Raw genomic sequence first — 18921 nt, forward strand, 5'->3', positions numbered from 1 at the left:
TTACGCAATGGTTTCGGCAGCCTATATCGCTGCCGCAATTCTCTTCATCCTGTGCCTCGGCGGTCTTTCGGGGCAGGAAAGCGCCAAGCGTGCGGTGTGGTACGGCATCGCCGGCATGGCGCTGGCCGTGGTCGCGACGCTGTTCGGCCCGGGTCCGGGGTATCTTCCGCTCGTGCTCTTGGCGATCGTTCTGGGCGCGGGCATCGGCTGGTACGTCGCCAAGCGGGTGGAGATGACGGCGATGCCGCAACTGGTGGCGGCGCTGCACAGCTTCGTCGGCCTCGCGGCGGTCTTCATCGGCTTCTGCACGCATATCGTGATGAACCGGGTTCTGGGCCTCGATGCGGGCATCCTTTCGGGGTTCGAGGCGCTGATCGCCCACAAGACCCCGGCCGAGATCGCCATCCTTCAGGTGGAGACGTTCATCGGCGTGTTCGTGGGCGCAGTGACGTTCACCGGCTCGATCGTGGCCTTCGGCAAGCTTTCGGGCAAGATCGACAGCAAGGCGCGCAAACTGCCGGGCGGCCACTGGCTGAACGCGGGCGCGGCGGCGCTGTCGGTGATCCTGCTCATCGCCTATTGCAACGGCGCGGGCGGCTGGACGCTGCTCCTGATGACGGCCTGCGCGCTGTTCATCGGCTATCACCTCATCATGGGGATCGGCGGCGCGGACATGCCGGTGGTCGTCTCCATGCTCAACAGCTATTCGGGCTGGGCGGCATCGGCGATCGGCTTCTCGCTCTCGAACGATCTGCTGATCGTGACGGGCGCGCTGGTCGGCTCTTCGGGGGCGATCCTCAGCTACATCATGTGCAAGGCGATGAACCGCAGCTTCGTCAACGTGATCCTTGGCGGTTTCGGCACCACGACCGGCCCCGCGATGGAGATCGAGGGCGAGCAGGTGGCCATCGACGCCGAAGGCGTGGCGACCGCGCTGAACGATGCCGACAGCGTCATCATCGTGCCGGGTTACGGCATGGCCGTGGCGCAGGCGCAGCAGGCGGTGTCGGAACTGACGCGCAAGCTGCGCGCCAAGGGCAAGACGGTGCGCTTCGGCATCCACCCCGTGGCGGGCCGCCTTCCGGGCCATATGAACGTGCTGCTGGCCGAGGCGAAGGTGCCCTATGACATCGTGCTGGAGATGGACGAGATCAACGACGACTTCGCCTCCACCGATGTGGTGATCGTCATCGGCTCCAACGACATCGTGAACCCGGCCGCGCAGGAGGACCCGAACAGCCCGATCGCCGGTATGCCCGTGCTGCGGGTGTGGGAGGCCAAGCAGGTCTTCGTGTCCAAACGCGGGCAGGGGACCGGCTATTCCGGGATCGAGAACCCGTTGTTCTTCAAGGAGAACACCCGGATGTTCTACGGCGATGCCAAGGGATCCATCGGACAACTCGTCAATCTTGTGGATTGATCCGGAACGCCCCGCCCTCGCGGGGCGTTCTTCATTCGGGCATCAACAGGAGGCACGAATGTTCAAGTTCATCGGCGGCACCATGGGGGTCATCTTCCTGATCGGTCTGATCGTGGTGATCCTGCTTCTCAAACTGATCTTTTAATCGGGGACGGTCGCAAGATCGTCCAGCCAAACTCGCGCCACGGCATCGGACGGCGCGCGCCAATCCCCCCGGGGGCTGAGTGCGCCGCCCGATGACACTTTCGGCCCGTTCGGAATGGCCGAACGCTTGAACTGGCTGAACGCGAAGAACCGTTTCACGAACCCTTCCAGCCAGTGCTTGATCGTCGGCAGGTCATAGACGTGCTTCTTGCCTTCGGGGAACCCTGCGGGCCATTCGCCGGCCTCCATCTCGCGCCACGCCTGCCATGCAAGGAAGGCGACCTTCGCCGGCGTATGGCCGTAGCGCAGGATGTGGAACAGGAAGAAATCATGCAGCTCATAGGGGCCGATCAGGGCCTCGGTGCCCTGAAGCTCCTCCCCCGGCACCAGTTCGGGTGAGATTTCGGTCCCCAGAATGTTCAAGAGCACGCGGTCGGTTTCGGCATCGAACTGATCCCCCCCGGCGGCCCAGCGGATCAGATACTGGATCAGCGTCTTGGGCACGCCCGCATTCACGGCGTAATGGCTCATCTGATCGCCCACGCCATAGGTGCACCAGCCGAGCGCCAGTTCCGACAGATCCCCCGTGCCGATCACGAACCCCTTGTGATGATTGGCAAGGCGGAAGAGATAATCGGTGCGCAGGCCTGCCTGAACATTCTCGAAGGTGATGTCATAGACGGGGGCGCCATCCGCAAAGGGGTGGCCCATATCCGACAGCATCTGCCGCGCGGCGGGGCGGATGTCGATCTCCTCGGCGTCGATCCCCATGGCCCGCATCAGCGCCCAAGCGTTGGACTTCGTGCCCTCGCTGGTGGCAAAGCCGGGCATGGTATAGCCAAGGATGGTGGAGCGGGGCAGGCCCAGCCGGTCGCAGACCTTGGCCGCGACGATCAGGGCATGGGTGCTGTCGAGGCCGCCGGAAATGCCGATGACCATGCGCCCGCCGCCCGTCGCCTCGAACCGGCGGCGCAGACCGTCCACCTGAATGTTGAACGCCTCGAAGCAGTCCTGATCCACCTTGTCGGCGCGGGCGGGGATATAAGGAAAACGCCGCTGGCGGCGGTGAAAGCCGATATCGCCGGTGGCGGGGCGATGGGCGAACCTTATGCGGCGGAAGGACGGCTGCCCGGCATCGGCGAAGGTGCCGGTGCGGCTGCGTTCGGACAGGATGCGCCCCGTATCCACATCGGCGATGCAGAGCGGGGGATCGACGGCGAAACGTTCGGACAGCGCCAGCGTATCGCCTAGCTCGTAGATGCCGCCCTGACCGTCCCATGCCAGATCGGTGGTGCTTTCGCCCGCGCCGGCGGCGGAATAGGCATAGGCCGCCATCGCCCGCATGGATTGCGACGCGCAGAGCAGATGGCGGTCATCGGCCTTTCCGATCGTGATGTTGGAGGCCGAGAGATTGGCAAGGATCACCGCCCCTGCCAGCGCCCCTTGGGTCGACGGGGGCGTCGGGGCCCAGAAATCTTCGCAGATTTCGACATGGGTGACGAAGCCGGGCAGATCCTCGGCCTCGAACAGAAGATCGCTGCCGAAGGGAACGGATTGGCCGCCCAGAGCGATCTCACCGCGCACGTCGCGGCCATGGGCGAACCAGCGTTTTTCGTAATATTCGCGGTAATTGGGCAGGAAGGATTTCGGCACTACCCCCAGAACCCGCCCCTTGGCCACCGCCACCGCGCAGTTGTAAAGGCGCCCGTCCCGCCGCAGCGGCGCACCGATCAGGACCAGAGGCGACAGCGTGGCCGTCGCTTCGGCCAGACGCAGCACGGCCGCCTCGGCCGCGATCAGGATCGCGTCCTGCAGCAGCAGATCGTCGATGGCATAGGCGGTGACGCAGAGTTCGGGACAGATCAGCAGATCGACCTTGGCCGCATCCGCCTGCTGCATCCGGGCGAGGATCGCGGCCTCGTTGAACGGGATGTCGGCGGGGCGGACGGCGGGGGTCGCGGTGGCGACGCGGACGAACCCGTGCCGGTGGATCGAGGCGAAGTCGGCGCTGGTCATGGTCTGTCCTCCGGTGATGCCCTGTACTTGGTACATGCCCCGGCGGGCCCCGGATGGGCAAGGGGCCGGTAGGCCCCTCGCGGAAGGATCAGTCCTCGGAGATCATGGATTCGAGGCTGCGGCCCTTCGTTTCCTGCACCGAACGCAGCACGAAGATGAACGACAGAAGCGCGAACAGCGCATAGAGGCTGTAGGCGAAATCGAGGCCGATGGCCGCAAGGATCGGGAAGGTCGTGCTGACGACGAAGTTCGCCAGCCATTGCGCCGCCCCGGCAAGGCCGAGGGCCATGCCGCGGATGCGGTTGGGGAACATCTCGCCCAGCAGAACCCAGACCGCCGGGCCCCAGCTTGCCCCGAAACCGATGATGAAGACGTTGGCCGCCACCAGCGCGACCGGGCCCCACGGGGCGGGCAGGCTGACCGCACCATCGACCGTGCCGGCATTGCTGAACGCCAGCGCCATGACGCCGAGCGACAGCGCCATCAGGGCCGAACCGCCCAGCAGCAGCTTGCGCCGCCCCACCGAATCGATCAGCGCGATGGCGATGACCGTCGCTACGATATTAGTGATGGACCCAGCGACGGAGAGCATGAACGAATCGGATTCGTCGAAGCCCACCGACTGCCACAGCGTCGTAGAATAGTAGAAGATGACGTTGATGCCGACGAATTGCTGGAACACCGACAGGATGATGCCCAGCCAGACGACACGGCGCAGGCCGAACCGCGGGCCGCGCAGATCGGTAAAGGATTTGCGCGCCTCGGAGGCGACGGTGGTGCGGATTTCTTCGATCTTGCGGCCGATCGCATCGGCGCCGGACATGCCGACCACGGTCTGAAGGACGTGGCGCGCCTCGTCCAGACGCTGACGCTCCACGAGGTAGCGGGGCGATTCGGGCAGGCGCATCGCCAGAAGGCCATAGCCGATCGCCGGGATCAGTTCCGACAGGAACATCCAGCGCCATGCCGTGGAACCCCAGAGATCTGCCGCCGCGCCGCCCGCGATCCGCGCCAGAACGGCGCTGATCAGAAGCGACAGGAAGATGCCGACCACGATCGCCATCTGCTGAAGCGTGCCGAGGCGGCCGCGATTGCCCGCGGGGGACACCTCGGCGATATAGGCGGGCGCGATGACCGAGGCGAAGCCCACGCCCACGCCGCCGACGAAGCGCCAGAGGATCAGATCGACCGTGCCGAACGCAAGGCCGGAGCCGAGCGCGCTGACCGACAGCAGCAGCGATGCGATGATCATGGTGCGCACGCGGCCGAACCGCTCGGCGCAGACGCCGGCATACCACGCGCCGACCATCGCGCCCAGAAGCGCACAGGACACCACGAAGCCGATCGCGGCGGCCGAAAGGCCGAAGGCACCCCGGATCGAATCCACGGTGCCGTTGATGATGGAGCTGTCATACCCGAACAGGAACCCGCCAAGCGCGGCGGTCCCCGTCACGAGCAGCAGGCGTCGGGACATTGTCCCGTCATGTTCGATGGTCTGCTGCATCTGTCCCTCTGCGTTATCTCGTCACGGGGGATGTGCACCAAAACGCCCCGCCGTCAATGCGTTCGGGGCAGGTCGTCATCGTCCGAGGGGATGTCTTCGGTCTCTTGGGTGGGGACGGCGTAGCTGCCGTTCAGCCAGCGGGCCAGATCGACATCCGCGCAGCGGCGCGAGCAGAAGGGGCGGTAGGCCGGGTCCACCGGCTTGCCGCAGATCGCGCATTTCATGCCAGCGCCTCGGAGAGGGGGATGCGGTCGCGTTTGCGCACCAGTTCGTAGAGGCCAAGGCCGGACCAGCCCACGAGGCTCGTCTCCGCCGCCTCGCCCTTGAAGGCGGCGCGCAGCACCTGATCCAGCACCGCCCGGTCCTTCTTGGAGATCGGGGCGAAATCCACGACTATCTGACCGCCGAGGCCGCGCAGGCGCAACTGCCGCGGCAGATCGCGGGCGGCGGCCACGTTCGCCTTCATCCCCGCCGCGGGCGAGGTGTCGGGCCCGGTGTTCACGTCCACCGCCACCAAGGCGCGCGTCGGCTCCACCGTCATGAAGGCCCCGCCGGGCAGGGAAACGCGGTCCGAAAGCGCCTCGTCGATCAGATCCAGCACGCCATCGGTTTCGAACGCGCCCTCGCGCAGATCGTCGGGCGCCGGGTCCATCCAGTCGCGCCACGCCGTTTCGTGCGGCGAGGGGCCGTCCACCAGCAGTTCCGGCCCGCCATCCAGATCGGCGAGAACGGCCTCGGCCAAGGCGCGGGTTTCGGCGATGTCGCGGGCGATGTCCTCGTCGGGCGCCGCCTCGCAGGCCGAGCGCAGGATCAAGCCTTCGGAAGAGCCTGCCATTCCGGCCTCCGCCAATGCGGCGAGTTCGGTGCGCAGATCCTCGTCGCGGATGCGGCGCGAGATGTTCAGCCCCGGCGCGCCCGGAGTGACGATGCAGAACCGGCTTTTGAACAGCAGGCGCGTGGTGACGGGGGTCGCCTTGCTGCCTTCGGCCGTGCCCGTGACCTGCACCAGAACGCGCTGCCCCGGCGAGAGGCCCGACACTTGCCGCAGAAAGCCCGACCCGTTCGCCGGCATGCGCACGAAGACGCCGCCCTGACCCTTCATGGGCCGGTCCACGATGGCGCGGAAGATCGCGCCCGGAAGGGGGGCGTCGCTTTGGGGTGCGATCAGCAGATCGTGCAGCGCACCGTCGATGACCAGCGCGGCGGCTTCGCGCCCGCCCACCTGATCGAGATGGATCACGCGACCCTTCATGCCATTCTCCAGACCGGCAGCCCGGCCGCCGTCAGCAGTTGCGCCGTTTCGGCCAAAGGCAGGCCGACGATGCCGGTGAAGGACCCGGCGATCCACGGGATAAAGGCGCCCGCCGCACCCTGAATGCCGTATCCGCCCGCCTTGCCCTGCCAGTCGCCCGAGGCGAGATAGGCGTTCAATTCGTCATCCGAGAGGCGTTTCATCTTGGCTTGGCTCACGACCTCGCGCGTCCAGACGCGTTCACCCCGGCGGACGACGACGGCGGTGATGATCTGGTGCCGACGACCGCCGAGCGCGAGGAGGAACTCCGCCGCTTCGGCCGCGTCGCGCGGCTTGCCGAGGATGCGGCGGCCAAGGGCCACCGTCGTATCGGCGCAGAGGACGACATCCTCCGGCCCCGACGCGACCGCCTCCGCCTTCGCACGGGCGATGCGCGCGCAATAGGGGCGCGGCAATTCGGCCTTCAGCGGCGTCTCGTCGATGTCGGGCGGCAGGATGGCGTCGGGCACGAGACCCAGCTGCGCAAGGAGATCCTTGCGCCGCGGGCTGGCAGAGCCGAGGATGAGACGCATCCGAGCTTACTTGAAGCGGTAGTTGATGCGGCCCTTGGACAGGTCGTAGGGCGTCATTTCCACTTGAACCTTGTCGCCGGCCAGAACGCGAATGCGGTTTTTACGCATCTTACCTGCCATCGTCGCGATCAATTCATGGCCATTGTCGAGTTCGACCCTGAATGTCGCGTTCGGCAGGAGTTCCTTGACGACACCGGGGAATTCGAGAATGTCTTCCTTGGCCATGGTCTCTCCGATTTGGGATGATGCGCGATCTGCCGCGCCAAATATGGGGCGTAGATGCGCCCGTGGTTCGGATTTTTCAAGTGCAAAAGCGGCCCGCGGCCGCGTAAGGGGGACGAGCGATGGTCGGGGATATCCATTCGGGCGGTTGCCATTGCGGCGGCGTGCGCTTTCGCGTGCGGCTGGTGGACGGGCTGAACACCGCGCGGCGCTGCACCTGTTCGCTGTGCCGGATGCGCGGGGCGGTGGCCGTTTCGGCGCGGCTGGAGGATCTGGAGATCGTCGAGGGCGCGGATCTGCTCACGCTCTATCAGTTCAACACGATGACGGCGCGGCATTACTTCTGCCGCCGCTGCGGCGTCTATACCCATCATCAGCGCCGCTCCCGCCCCGAGGAATACGGCATCAACCTCGCCTGCCTCGATGGGATGAGCCCGTTCGATCTGCCCGACGTGCCCGTGATGGACGGCGTGTCGCATCCGCGCGATGGCGGCGGCGGCGTCGCGGGGCATCTGCTGTTCCGCCCGGCCTAGGGGCGGGGGGCACCGAAGCGCGCCAGCATCCGGTCCCGGATCTGGTCGCGCGCCTGGCGGTAGGCCTCAAGCTTCGTCTCCCGATCCTCGCCGATGGCGGTGGGATCGAGGATGGGCCAATATTCCACATCCAGATGCCACAGCCGCGTCAGCGCCCGCGCGGTCTCATGGCTGGCGGGGGAGAGGGCGACGATCAGATCGAAACCGGACAGTTCCTCGCCCCGCTCCTGCATCTGCTCGAACGAGCGGACGTGGTGGCGGTCGAGTTCGACGCCGATCTCGCGGCAGACGGCGATGGAGAAGCCGTCCACCTCCATCTCCCCCTTCACCCCGGCGGATTGCACATAGCTGCGCGTGCCGTAGAGTTGCTTCATCAGCCCCTCGGCCATGGGGGAGCGGACGGCGTTGTGGTCGCAGCAGAACAGGACGGATGCGGGAACCTCTGTCATCGCTGCATCGCGCAGATCAGCGTGAACAGGCGGCGGGCGGTATCGCGGTCCATCCGCGCCTTGCCCGCCAGCCGGTCCTGCAACAGATCCGCCCCTTCGTTGTGGATGCCGCGCCGGGCCATGTCGATCGCCTCGATCCGGGCCGGGGGCAGGTGGCGCACCGCCTCGGCATGGGCGGCGCAGATCTGGAAATAATCCTTGATGACCTGCCGCAGTGGCCCGAGAGAGAGGTGAAACTCTGCCGCAGGGGCGTTGCCCGCGCTTAGCGCGAAGACGATCCGCCCCTCGCGCATGGCAAGGCCAAGGGCGTAGGGGCCGGGCGGGGCATCGTCCAAGAGCGCGAAGCTGTTATCCTGCAAAAGGTCGCGCACCGCGGCGCGGCGCTCGGCCTCCATGGCGGAGGGAGGGGCGTCGATGTCGATCCGCGACAGGCGGGTCATCCCGCGCTCCGGTTCAGGCGGTCGAGGCGGGCGCGCACCGAGAGGCCGTGCGCCTCGAGGCTTTCGGAGATGGCGAGCCGTTCGGCCGCCGGGCCGATCGCGGCCAGCGCCTCGGGCGTCATGCGGGCAAGGGTGGTGCGTTTGAGGAAATCCATCACCGACAGCCCGGAGGAGAAGCGCGCCGAACGGGCGGTGGGCAGGACGTGGTTCGGCCCGCCGACGTAATCGCCGATCGCCTCGGGCGTCCATGCACCAAGGAAGATCGCGCCCGCATGGGTGATGCGCGCGGCCAGCGCGTCCGGGTCCGCCACGCACAGTTCCAGATGTTCGGGGGCGACGCGGTTCGACAGGGCGGCCGCCTCGCTCAGATCGCGGGCGACGATGATCGCGCCGAAATCCTCCCAGCTGCGGGCGGCGATGGCGCGGCGTTCCAGCGTTCGAAGGCGCGCCGTCACCGCCTCGGCCACGGCCTGCCCGAAGGCGGCATCGGTCGTGATCAGGATCGATTGGGCGCTTTCGTCATGCTCGGCTTGGCTCAGCAGGTCGAGGGCGATCCAGTCGGGATCGTTGTCCGCATCGGCGATCACGAGGATTTCGGAGGGGCCGGCGATCATGTCGATGCCGACCTTGCCGAAGACCCGCCGCTTGGCCGCCGCGACGAAGGCGTTGCCGGGGCCGGTGATCTTGTCCACCGGGGCCACGGTTTGGGTGCCATAGGCAAGGGCGGCGATCGCCTGCGCCCCGCCGATGCGATAGACGACATCCACCCCCGAGAGTGACGCCGCCAGCAGCACCAGCGGATTGACCGTGCCGCCCGGCGTGGGGCAGGCGATGGCCAGACGCTCCACCCCGGCGACCTTGGCCGGGATCGCGTTCATCAGCACCGAGGAGGGATAGCTCGCCAGCCCGCCCGGCACATAGAGCCCCGCCGCCGATACCGGTGTCCACCGCCAGCCCAGCGTCGCGCCTGCCGCATCGGTCCACGATGCGTCCTCGGGCATCTGGCGGGCATGGTAGGCGCGGATGCGCTCGGCCGCGAGTTCCAGCGCCGCGCGATCCTCGGCCGGAACCTTGGCGATCTCGGCGGCGATCTCCTCGGCGGAAAAGGCCATCGTCTCGGGCGTCAGGTCCAGCCGGTCGAAGCGGGATGTCAGTTCGATCACGGCGGCATCGCCCCGGTCCCGCACATCGGCGATGATCGCGGCCACGGCCGCATCCACATCGGGGCTGTCCTCGCGCTTCATGCCCAGAAGGGCGGTGAAGGCCCGGTCGAAATCAGCGTCGCGGGTGGACAGGAACTGCGGCATCGGGATCTCCTTTGGGCCGTGCATAGCAAGGCGGGCGGGTGCCCTCAAGGCTCAGCGCCGGGTCAGCCGCGCCTGACCATAGACGGTGTCGGTGCGCACCTGCGTCACGCGCATCATGGTGCCAGCGGGCTGATAGGTGATGGTGAAGGGAAAGACGCTCTTTTCCGCCATCTCGCGCGCGGAATATCCAGCGACGCGGCGGAATTCGCCGTTGCAGGTGGTGGTGCCGTTCTGACGGCGGGGCGCGGCGAAGGCGATCTCGGTCGCGCGGCGGCCATCGAAGATGCGGAGGGATCGGCCGCATTCCTGACCCTTGGGCACATCGCGCAGCGTCGCGTACAGCGCCGTCAGCGGATCGACCGTTCCGCCCTGCGTCGATGGGGGGACATCGTCCTCGTCCCGCGCGCGGGGCGGATCGTAGGCCTTCACCTGCGGCACGCCCGCGCGGTAATCAATCTGGGCGCTGCGGGTGCGGCCGTTGTTGTCCGCCCGCTCGCTGTAGCTGGAGGGGACGAAACGGCCATCGGCCACGCGCCCCTGCGCGCTGGCGTCATAGCGGATGCGGCGCAGGATGCCGACCAGACCGCCGCTTTCGAGTGCGCCGCTGACGGCATAGCGCCCGTCCACCACCTGACCCGACAGGCGCAGACTGCCGGCGGTGATGCCGCGGATGGTCAATCCGAAGGTCGCCTGCTGGGTGTCTTGGGGCAGGGCCGGGGCCGCGCCCACCGTCAGGGCGGCGGCAAGAAGGGCGGTGGTGATCATGCGCATGGTCTGTCCTTTCGGCTTCCGCCGCTATATATGGTGCCGAAGGATCGGGGCCATGCCGCTTCCCGCTTGACGCGGCGGTGGATTGCCACTATGGACCCCCAACGGATTTTCGGCGCGCTGCCTTTTCGGCGGTGCCATCATGTTTGAAGGATCAACATCATGTCGCGCGTCTGCGAACTGAGCGGTAAAGGCCCGATGACGGGCAACACTATCTCGCACGCCAACAACAAGAGCCGTCGGCGCTTCCTGCCGAACCTGAACGACGTAACGCTCATCTCCGACGTGCTGGGCCAGTCGTTCAAGTTCCGCGTGTCGGCTGCGGCGCTGCGTACGGTCGATCACCGTGGCGGCCTTGACGCGTTCCTGGCCAAAGCCAAGGACGACGAGCTTTCGGACCGCGCGCTGAAAGTGAAGAAAGAGATCGCGAAGGTTCAGACCGCCGCCTGATCCCGCGCCTTGATCCGCACGACGATATCGGCCTCGCCTTCGGCGGGGCCTTTTCGTTTGGGGCGGGGCGCTTTGGCCCCGCATCGGCGGCCTTAGCCGCAATAGGCCTCGGCGGTCTGACCGAACGCCTGATACCGGCGCCAGAACGCGCTGTCGGAGGCGCCCTTGGACACCCGCATCTGCTGCGCGGCATCGGGATCTTCGAAGAAGTTCGCGGCGCGGCGCTGATCGCGCCCGGTCAGGGTGGCATCCGCCGCGCCTTGAATGCAGGCGCATAGGCTCGATTTCCCGGCACCGCGATCCGATCGCAGGCAGGCCTTCTCCACCGGGCCGGCTTGGGCGAAGGCCGGCATCAGGGTGGCGGCGGCCAGGGCGAACAGGGTTTTCTTCATCATCTGCCTCGTCTTGCGGGGCGGTCTTGCGCCGCCCTTCGTTGCGAATGGCAGGCAGTATCGGCAAAGTGGCAGATTCTTCAACCGCCCGCCGCCGTCTCGCGCAGTCGTGACCGCATGCGAAGGGCATTGACCGGCCTTGGTTTCATGGTCATATGCGCGCCATGACCCAGCTTGATCGCATCCGCAACTTCTCCATCGTGGCGCATATCGACCACGGAAAATCCACCCTTGCCGACCGGCTGATTCAGCTGACGGGAACGGTGGCCGAACGCGACATGAAAGCCCAGATGCTGGACAGCATGGACATCGAGCGGGAGCGGGGCATCACCATCAAGGCCAACACCGTCCGGATCGAATATCCGGCCAAGGATGGCCACACCTATGTGCTGAACCTGATCGACACCCCCGGCCATGTGGACTTCGCCTACGAGGTCAGCCGGTCGATGCGCGCGGTCGAAGGCTCGCTTCTGGTCGTGGACGCCTCGCAAGGGGTGGAGGCGCAGACGCTCGCCAACGTCTATCAGGCGATCGACGCCAACCACGACATCGTGCCGGTCCTGAACAAGATCGACCTGCCTGCCGCCGAACCCGACCGCGTGAAGGCGCAGATCGAGGACGTGATCGGCATCGACGCCTCCGAGGCCATTCCGATCTCGGCCAAATCCGGTCTGGGCATCCCGGACGTGCTGGAGGCGATCGTGCACCGCCTGCCGGCCCCCAAGGGCGACCGCGATGCGCCGCTGAAGGCGATGCTGGTCGATTCGTGGTACGATCCCTATCTGGGCGTCGTCGTGATGATCCGCGTCATGGACGGCGTGATCCGCAAGAACGACCGGATCAAGATGATGCAGACCGGGGCCGTCTATGGCATCGACCGTCTGGCGGTGCTGAAGCCCGCGATGGTGGATATCGCCGAACTGGGCCCGGGGGAGATCGGCGTCTTCACCGCCTCGATCAAGCAGGTCCGCGACACCCGCGTCGGCGACACCATCACGACCGAGAAGAAGGGTACGGACAAACCGCTCCCCGGGTTCAAACCCGCGCAGCCGGTGGTGTTCTGCGGCCTCTTCCCGGTCGATGCCAATGACTTCGAGGATCTGCGCGACGCGATCGAGAAGTTGGCGCTGAACGACGCCTCCTTCAGCTTCGAGATGGAAACCTCGGCCGCGCTTGGCTTCGGCTTCCGCTGCGGCTTCCTTGGGCTGCTGCACCTCGAGGTGATCCGCGACCGGCTGGAGCGGGAATACGACATGGACCTGATCACCACGGCGCCGTCCGTGGTGTTCAAGCTGCACATGAAGGACGGGGAGGTGCGCGATCTGCACAACCCGGCCGACATGCCCGATCTGACCTATGTCGACCATATCCAAGAGCCGCGCATCAAGGCCACCATCATGGTGCCGGACGAATATCTCGGCGATATCCTGAAGCTGTGTCAGGATCGGCGCGGCATTCAGCTCGACCTGTCCTATGCGGGCAGCCGGGCGATGGTCGTCTACGACCTGCCGCTGGCCGAGGTGGTGTTCGACTTCTACGACCGTCTGAAATCGGTCACGAAGGGCTATGCCAGCTTCGATTACCAGATCAGCGAATACCGCGAGGACAGCCTCGTGAAGATGTCCATTCTGGTGAACGACGAACCGGTGGACGCGCTGGCGATGATGGTGCACCGCGACCGGGCCGAAGCACGCGGCCGCGTCATGTGCGAGAAGCTGAAAGAGCTGATCCCGCGCCACATGTTCAAGATCCCGGTGCAGGCCGCGATCGGCGGGCGCGTCATCGCGCGCGAGACGATCAGCGCCATGCGCAAGGACGTGACCGCCAAATGCTATGGCGGCGATGCGACGCGCAAACGTAAGCTGCTGGACAAGCAGAAGGCGGGCAAGAAGAAGATGCGCCAGTTCGGCAAGGTGGAGATTCCGCAGGAAGCCTTCATCAGCGCGCTGAAGATGGACAGCTGAGACAAGGAAAACGGGGCCTCAGCGCCCCGTTTTTTCTTTCAGCGCCTCTATGCGCTCGCTCGCCTCGGCCTTTGTCAGGCCATCATCGAAGGTTTCGCCCGCCTCTTCGGACAGGGTCTTGAGGTAGCTGGCCTGTGCGCCGGTCATGGCCTCGTCGCCCGTCACCCAGTCTTCGGGGTTCTTTTCGGCATTGCCGACGGGATGGGATTTGGGATTTTCCGTCATGGGTCGCCTCCGCGTGTTCTTGAAATGTTCAAACACGCGGGCGCCGGCGATGTTCCCATGAAAAAAGCCGCCCCGAGGGGCGGCTTCGTCGTTCAGCCTTGCAGCGTGCGCACGCCGTACCCTTCGCCCCGTGCCTGCATCGCCGCCACCGCCGCGATGGAGCCTGCGGCCGTGGTGAAGTAGGGGATCTTCTCGTAGAGCGCGACCGAGCGGATCTCGCGGCTGTCGGAGACCGACTGCGCGCCTTCGGTCGTGTTCAGCACGAGCGCGATGTCGTCGTTCTTCAGCCGGTCCACGATGTTCGGGCGGCCTTCGTAGACCTTGTTCACCGCCGTGGTGGCGACGCCCTGCGTCGACAGCCATTGGGCCGTGCCCTTGGTCGCCACGATCTCGAACCCAAGGGCGATCAGGCCGCGTGCGGCTTCGGCCAGTGCGTCCGTCTTGTCGGCGTCGCGCACCGACAGGAACACCCGGCCGCTTTCCGGCAGATGCGTGCCCGCGCCCATCTGCGCCTTCAGGAAGGCCAGCGGGAAGGTGCGGTCCCAGCCCATCACCTCGCCGGTGGAGCGCATTTCCGGCCCCAGCAGCGTATCGACACCGGGGAAGCGCGCAAAGGGCAGCACCGATTCCTTGACCGAGAACCACGGCGTGATCGGATCGGCCAGCGTCATCGGATCGGCCAGCGGCAGCGCCGTGTCCGGGCCGACGCCGGCGGGATAGGCCTCGCGCAGCGGGAAGGCGTTCAGCGACTCGCCGGCCATCAGCCGCGCAGCGATGGAGGCGATGGCGCTGTCGGTCGCCTTGGCGACGAAGGGCACCGTCCGCGAGGCGCGGGGGTTCACCTCCAGCACATAGATCACGCCGTCCTTGATCGCGAATTGCACGTTCATCAGGCCGACCACGTTCAGCGCGCGGGCCATGGCGATGGACTGACGCTTCAACTCCTCGATCAGCGCGGGGCTGAGCGAGTGGGGCGGCAGGCAGCAGGCACTGTCGCCCGAATGGACGCCCGCTTCCTCGATATGCTCCATGATGCCGGCGACATGGACGTTCTGCCCGTCCGAAAGGCAGTCCACGTCCACCTCGATCGCGCCCGACAGATAGCTGTCGAGAAGGACCGGGTTCTTGCCCGACACGTCCACCGCGCTGGTGATGTAGCGTTTCAGCTGGTCCATATCGCGCACGATCTCCATCGCGCGCCCGCCCAGCACATAGGAGGGGCGGATCACCAGCGGGAAGCCGACGCGTTCGGCGATCGCAAGCGCCTGTTCGTCGCTGCTGGCAATGCCGTTGACCGGCTGCTTCAGCTCCAGATCGTTCAGCAGTTGCTGGAAACGCTCGCGGTCTTCGGCAAGGTCGATCGCGTCGGGCGTGGTGCCGAGGATCGGGATGCCTTCGGCCTCCAGCGCGTTGGCCAGTTTCAGCGGGGTCTGCCCGCCGAACTGCACGATCACGCCGTGCAGGGTGCCGTTCTCCTGCTCCACGCGCAGGATCTCCAGCACATGCTCCAGCGTCAGCGGCTCGAAATAGAGCCGGTCGCTGGTGTCGTAGTCGGTGGAGACGGTCTCGGGGTTGCAGTTGACCATGATGGTCTCGTAGCCCGCAGCGGTCAGCGCGAAGCAGGCATGGCAGCAGCAGTAGTCGAACTCGATTCCCTGACCGATCCGGTTCGGACCGCCGCCGAGGATGACGACCTTCTTGGCGTCCGAGGGACGGGCCTCGTCCTCCACCTCGCCCATCAGCGGGGCTTCGTAGGTGGAGTACATATAGGGGGTCTGGGCCTCGAACTCGGCGGCGCAGGTGTCGATGCGCTTGAAGACCGCCGTGACGCCGAGGGCGCGGCGGGCCTTGCGCACCGCCGCCTCCGACTGGCCGGTCAGCGCGGCGAGGCGGGCATCGGTGAAGCCGAACATCTTCAGGCGGCGCAGGCCTTCGGCGTCCTTGGGCAGGCCGGCCTCGGCGATCCGGGCCTCTTCGTCCACGATCTCGCGGATGCGGGCAAGGAACCACGGATCGAAGCTGGTGGCGGCCTGAATGTCGTCGTTGGACAGCCCGTGGCGCATGGCCTGCGCGATCAGGCGGATGCGGTCGGGGGTCTGGGCGCTGATCGCCTTCACGATGGCGGTGCGCTCCGGCGCGCCTTCGATCGCGATCTCGTCAAAGCCCGACAGGCCCGTCTCCATGGAGGCGAGGGCCTTCTGCATCGATTCGTGGAAGGTCCGGCCGATCGCCATGACCTCGCCCACCGATTTCATCGCGGTGGTCAGTTCGGGCTTGGAGCCGGGGAACTTCTCGAAGGCAAAGCGCGGGATCTTGGTCACGACATAGTCGATCGACGGCTCGAAGCTGGCGGGCGTGACCTTGGTGATGTCGTTGTCCAGCTCGTCCAACGTGTAGCCGACGGCGAGTTTGGCGGCGATCTTGGCGATCGGGAAGCCCGTCGCCTTGGAGGCCAGCGCCGAAGAGCGCGACACCCGCGGGTTCATCTCGATCACGACCATGCGGCCATCGGCCGGGTTGATCGCCCATTGCACGTTGGAACCGCCGGTCTCCACCCCGATCTCGCGCAGCACGGCGATGGAGCCGTTGCGCATCGCCTGATATTCGCGGTCGGTCAGGGTCAGGGCGGGGGCGACGGTGATGCTGTCGCCGGTATGTACGCCCATCGGATCGACGTTCTCGATGGAGCAGACGATGATGGCGTTGTCGTTGCGATCCCGCACGACCTCCATCTCGTATTCCTTCCAGCCGAGCAGGCTTTCATCGACCAGCACCTGCGCCACCGGCGAGGCATCGAGGCCCGAGCGGACGATGCGTTCGTAATCGTCCCGGTTGTAGGCGACGCCGCCGCCGGTGCCGCCCAGCGTGAAGGCGGGGCGGATGATGGCCGGAAGGCCGACATATTCGATCGCGGCCATCGCCTCGGCGACGCCGGCATTGATGTCGTATTTGCCGTTCACCTTGGGGGCGGCGACGATGGTGGCCTTGGGGTTCTCGATCCCGAGGCGGTCCATCGCCTCGCGGAACAGCTTGCGGTCTTCGGCCATCTCGATGGCCTCGCGCTTGGCGCCGATCAGCTGCACGCCGAACTTGTCCAGCACGCCCATATCGGCCAGCGCCAGCGCCGTGTTCAGGCCGGTCTGCCCGCCCATGGTCGGCAGCAGGGCGTCGGGGCGTTCGGCCTCGATGATCTTGGCCACGACTTCGGGGGTGATCGGCTCGATATAGGTGGCGTCAGCGAGCTGCGGATCGGTCATGATCGTCGCGGGGTTCGAGTTCACGAGGATGACCCGGTAGCCTTCCTCCCGCAGGGCCTTGCAGGCCTGTGCGCCGGAATAATCGAACTCGCAGGCCTGCCCGATCACGATGGGGCCGGCGCCGATGATCATGATGGAGGTGATATCGGTTCTTTTCGGCATATGTGGCCCCATGTGGCAGCCCCCGAAGCCCAAGCGGACGCGGTCGGATTCGGGGCAGGTTTACGCAAATTGTCGCGGTTTATAGAGATGCGGCAGCACGGCGCAACCCTCAACACGCCATGCGGGGAACTTCCATGGGCCGCGCCCGTTGCAGGACGGCGAATCCGGCCCTCGTCACATGCCCGTGCGCCGGGCTTGCTCGGTGGCCTTGCGCCCCCAGTTTCCGATGTCACGCCTGCAAGGACACCGCCCGTATGACCGAAATCCGGCAGATCGATGCCCCGCGCCTGCTTCTCTACGTCGAATTCGTCGCCTTCTTCGTGATCGTGCCGGTCGCCGTCGCCTTCTACCTGCCGCCGGACCGCCTGTTCGAGGGGCTGTTCGCCTTCATGCTGGTGGGGCTGGCGCTTTTGTGGGCGACGCCCGGTTTCCGCTGGCACGAATTGACGCGCGGCTGGCGGGCGATCCGCTGGCGGGCGGTGGCGGGGCTGGCGCTGGCGACGCTGCTGGCGGGGATGGCCGTGATGCAGATCGCGGCCCCGCAGCGCATGTTCGCCACCCTGCTGGATCATCCGCAGCGCCTTTTGGCCATCGTCATCCTCTATCCCCTGCTGTCGGCCCTGCCGCAGGAGGTGGTGTTCCGCGCGCTGTGGTTCCGCCGCTACCGCGACATCCTGCCGGGCGGGGCGGCGGGCATGGTGCTGAACGCTGCGTTCTTCTCGCTCGCCCATCTGATGTATTGGAGCGCGGTCGTCACGGTCATGACCTTCGCCGGCGGGCTCGCCTTCGCATGGGCCCATTCGGTGCGGCGCAGCTTTCCCATGGCATGGGTGATGCATTCGGTGGCCGGGCTGATCATCTTCACCGTGGGCCTCGGCATCTATTTCTATTCCGGCAATGCCGTGCGCCCGTTCTAATATTTGGGCGGCACATAGAGTTCGGGCGGCAGAACCTTGCGCTCGTAGTCGGGATTGAACACCCGGTCGGGCAGGGTGATCTCCTCGTGCGGGACATCCTCGTAGGGGAACAGCGTCAGCAGGTGGTCGATGCAGTTCAGGCGGGCGCGCTTCTTGTCGTTGCCCTCCACGATGTACCACGGGGCCTCGGGGATGTTGGTGCGGGCGAACATCTGCTCCTTGGCCTTGGTGTACTGCTCCCACCGGACGCGGGATTGCAGGTCCATCGGCGACAGCTTCCACTGTTTCATGGGATCGTGGATGCGCATCAAGAAGCGCATCTGCTGTTCCTCGTCGGTGATGGAGAACCAATATTTCACCACCCGGATGCCCGAGCGTACCAGCATCCGTTCGAATTCGGGAACGTCCTCGAAGAACTGCTCCACCTGATCTTCGTCCGCGAATCCCATCACGCGTTCGACGCCCGCGCGGTTGTACCAACTGCGGTCGAAGAGGACGATCTCTCCGCCCGCGGGCAGATGGGGGACATAGCGCTGGAAATACCACTGCGTCTTTTCGCGGTCGGACGGGGCGGGCAGGGCGACGGTGCGCACGACCCGCGGGTTCAGCCGCTGCGTGATGCGCTTGATCACGCCGCCCTTGCCCGCGGAATCGCGCCCCTCGAACAGGACGACCACCTTTTCCTTGTGATACTGCACCCAAGATTGCAGGCGGATCAGCTCCGATTGCAGCCGGATGAGGGTGCGGAAATACTCGGCGCGGGGGATCCCGGCGGGATGGGCCTGACGGTAGATCCGGCGGATCTCGGCGGAAAGCTGGGCGTCCTCCAGCTCCAGCTCGTAATCCTCGTCCAGCGCATCGGCCAGTTCGGCTTCCAGCCAGTCGCGGGCAGAGGTGTCGTCCATCGGTGTGCTCCTGTCGTTCGTC

General features: G+C 66.3%; 20 protein-coding genes. 6 read left to right on the forward strand and 14 right to left on the reverse strand.

Annotation, left to right across the window (positions count from 1 at the left end):
- Positions 1–7: 7 nt before the first annotated feature.
- Both GR316_RS02125 and GR316_RS02130 read left to right on the forward strand, forming a co-directional pair.
- Positions 8–1420 carry an NAD(P)(+) transhydrogenase (Re/Si-specific) subunit beta gene (locus GR316_RS02125; protein ID WP_390625171.1) on the forward strand — a complete coding sequence of 471 codons (1413 nt, stop codon included), beginning with the start codon at positions 8–10 and terminating at the stop codon, positions 1418–1420.
- Positions 1410–1565, forward strand: coding sequence for a small membrane protein YohP (locus tag GR316_RS02130; protein ID WP_211784424.1), 156 nt, complete (start codon positions 1410–1412; stop codon positions 1563–1565). Before GR316_RS02125 ends, GR316_RS02130 begins: the two co-directional genes overlap by 11 nt.
- On the opposite strand, the gene GR316_RS02135 is transcribed toward GR316_RS02130, so the two are convergent.
- From GR316_RS02135 to infA, 6 genes are all read right to left on the reverse strand, one after another.
- A complete protein-coding gene (locus GR316_RS02135) occupies positions 1562–3580 on the reverse strand; it encodes an NAD(+) synthase (protein ID WP_211784425.1) in 2019 nt (672 codons plus the stop codon). The two genes, GR316_RS02130 and GR316_RS02135, sit on opposite strands and share 4 nt — an antisense overlap.
- Positions 3581–3668: 88 nt before the next feature.
- The gene (locus tag GR316_RS02140) at positions 3669–5084 is read right to left on the reverse strand and encodes a sugar porter family MFS transporter (protein ID WP_211784426.1); all 1416 of its coding nucleotides are present in this window, start codon (positions 5082–5084) and stop codon (positions 3669–3671) included.
- 53 nt (positions 5085–5137) lie between these two features.
- Complete coding sequence (locus tag GR316_RS02145; protein WP_211784427.1) at positions 5138–5308, reverse strand: DNA gyrase inhibitor YacG; 171 nt, start codon at positions 5306–5308, stop codon at positions 5138–5140.
- Positions 5305–6336 (reverse strand): ribonuclease E/G, encoded by a 1032-nt coding sequence (locus GR316_RS02150; protein ID WP_211784428.1) that lies wholly within the window; start codon positions 6334–6336, stop codon positions 5305–5307. The genes GR316_RS02145 and GR316_RS02150 overlap by 4 nt, the downstream gene beginning before the upstream one ends.
- Positions 6333–6908 carry a Maf family protein gene (locus GR316_RS02155; protein WP_211784429.1) on the reverse strand — a complete coding sequence of 192 codons (576 nt, stop codon included), beginning with the start codon at positions 6906–6908 and terminating at the stop codon, positions 6333–6335. Before GR316_RS02155 ends, GR316_RS02150 begins: the two co-directional genes overlap by 4 nt.
- Before the next feature lie 6 nt (positions 6909–6914).
- Positions 6915–7133 carry a translation initiation factor IF-1 gene (gene infA, locus GR316_RS02160; RefSeq protein WP_023664579.1) on the reverse strand — a complete coding sequence of 73 codons (219 nt, stop codon included), beginning with the start codon at positions 7131–7133 and terminating at the stop codon, positions 6915–6917.
- Positions 7134–7252: 119 nt separating this feature from the next.
- Between infA and GR316_RS02165 the strand changes: the two genes are divergently transcribed.
- On the forward strand, positions 7253–7663 hold the full coding sequence (locus GR316_RS02165) for a GFA family protein (RefSeq protein ID WP_211784430.1): 411 nt from the start codon (positions 7253–7255) through the stop codon (positions 7661–7663).
- Here the strand turns inward: GR316_RS02165 and GR316_RS02170 are convergent.
- From GR316_RS02170 to GR316_RS02185, 4 genes are read right to left on the reverse strand one after another with little or no spacing between them, the layout of a single operon-like run.
- Positions 7660–8112, reverse strand: a complete 453-nt coding sequence (locus tag GR316_RS02170; protein WP_211784431.1) for an arsenate-mycothiol transferase ArsC — start codon at positions 8110–8112, stop codon at positions 7660–7662. The two genes, GR316_RS02165 and GR316_RS02170, sit on opposite strands and share 4 nt — an antisense overlap.
- Positions 8109–8552 carry a UPF0262 family protein gene (locus GR316_RS02175; RefSeq protein WP_211784432.1) on the reverse strand — a complete coding sequence of 148 codons (444 nt, stop codon included), beginning with the start codon at positions 8550–8552 and terminating at the stop codon, positions 8109–8111. Before GR316_RS02175 ends, GR316_RS02170 begins: the two co-directional genes overlap by 4 nt.
- A complete protein-coding gene (hisD, locus tag GR316_RS02180; RefSeq protein WP_211784433.1) occupies positions 8549–9859 on the reverse strand; it encodes a histidinol dehydrogenase in 1311 nt (436 codons plus the stop codon). The genes GR316_RS02175 and hisD overlap by 4 nt, the downstream gene beginning before the upstream one ends.
- A gap of 51 nt (positions 9860–9910) precedes the next feature.
- Entirely contained in the window at positions 9911–10630 is a 720-nt protein-coding gene (locus GR316_RS02185; protein WP_249218793.1) for a DUF3108 domain-containing protein, read from the reverse strand.
- A 159-nt stretch (positions 10631–10789) separates the two neighbouring features.
- Between GR316_RS02185 and rpmB the strand changes: the two genes are divergently transcribed.
- Entirely contained in the window at positions 10790–11077 is a 288-nt protein-coding gene (gene rpmB / locus GR316_RS02190; RefSeq protein ID WP_211784434.1) for a 50S ribosomal protein L28, read from the forward strand.
- A 92-nt stretch (positions 11078–11169) separates the two neighbouring features.
- On the opposite strand, the gene GR316_RS02195 is transcribed toward rpmB, so the two are convergent.
- Positions 11170–11472 carry a hypothetical protein gene (locus tag GR316_RS02195; protein ID WP_390625172.1) on the reverse strand — a complete coding sequence of 101 codons (303 nt, stop codon included), beginning with the start codon at positions 11470–11472 and terminating at the stop codon, positions 11170–11172.
- 161 nt (positions 11473–11633) lie between these two features.
- Here GR316_RS02195 and lepA point away from each other — a divergent pair, with 161 nt between their 5' ends.
- Complete coding sequence (gene lepA, locus GR316_RS02200) at positions 11634–13433, forward strand: translation elongation factor 4 (protein ID WP_211784435.1); 1800 nt, start codon at positions 11634–11636, stop codon at positions 13431–13433.
- An 18-nt stretch (positions 13434–13451) separates the two neighbouring features.
- On the opposite strand, the gene GR316_RS02205 is transcribed toward lepA, so the two are convergent.
- Both GR316_RS02205 and carB read right to left on the reverse strand, forming a co-directional pair.
- Complete coding sequence (locus GR316_RS02205; protein WP_211784436.1) at positions 13452–13658, reverse strand: DUF3072 domain-containing protein; 207 nt, start codon at positions 13656–13658, stop codon at positions 13452–13454.
- A 92-nt stretch (positions 13659–13750) separates the two neighbouring features.
- Complete coding sequence (carB, locus tag GR316_RS02210) at positions 13751–17077, reverse strand: carbamoyl-phosphate synthase large subunit (protein ID WP_211784437.1); 3327 nt, start codon at positions 17075–17077, stop codon at positions 13751–13753.
- A 254-nt stretch (positions 17078–17331) separates the two neighbouring features.
- Between carB and GR316_RS02215 the strand changes: the two genes are divergently transcribed.
- A complete protein-coding gene (locus GR316_RS02215) occupies positions 17332–17994 on the forward strand; it encodes a CPBP family intramembrane glutamic endopeptidase (protein WP_211784438.1) in 663 nt (220 codons plus the stop codon).
- Here GR316_RS02215 and ppk2 read toward each other — a convergent pair.
- Positions 17991–18899, reverse strand: a complete 909-nt coding sequence (gene ppk2 / locus GR316_RS02220; RefSeq protein WP_211784439.1) for a polyphosphate kinase 2 — start codon at positions 18897–18899, stop codon at positions 17991–17993. The genes GR316_RS02215 and ppk2 overlap by 4 nt on opposite strands.
- Positions 18900–18921 lie beyond the last annotated feature (22 nt).

The organism is Falsirhodobacter algicola, assembly GCF_018279165.1.
GTDB lineage: Bacteria > Pseudomonadota > Alphaproteobacteria > Rhodobacterales > Rhodobacteraceae > Falsirhodobacter > Falsirhodobacter algicola.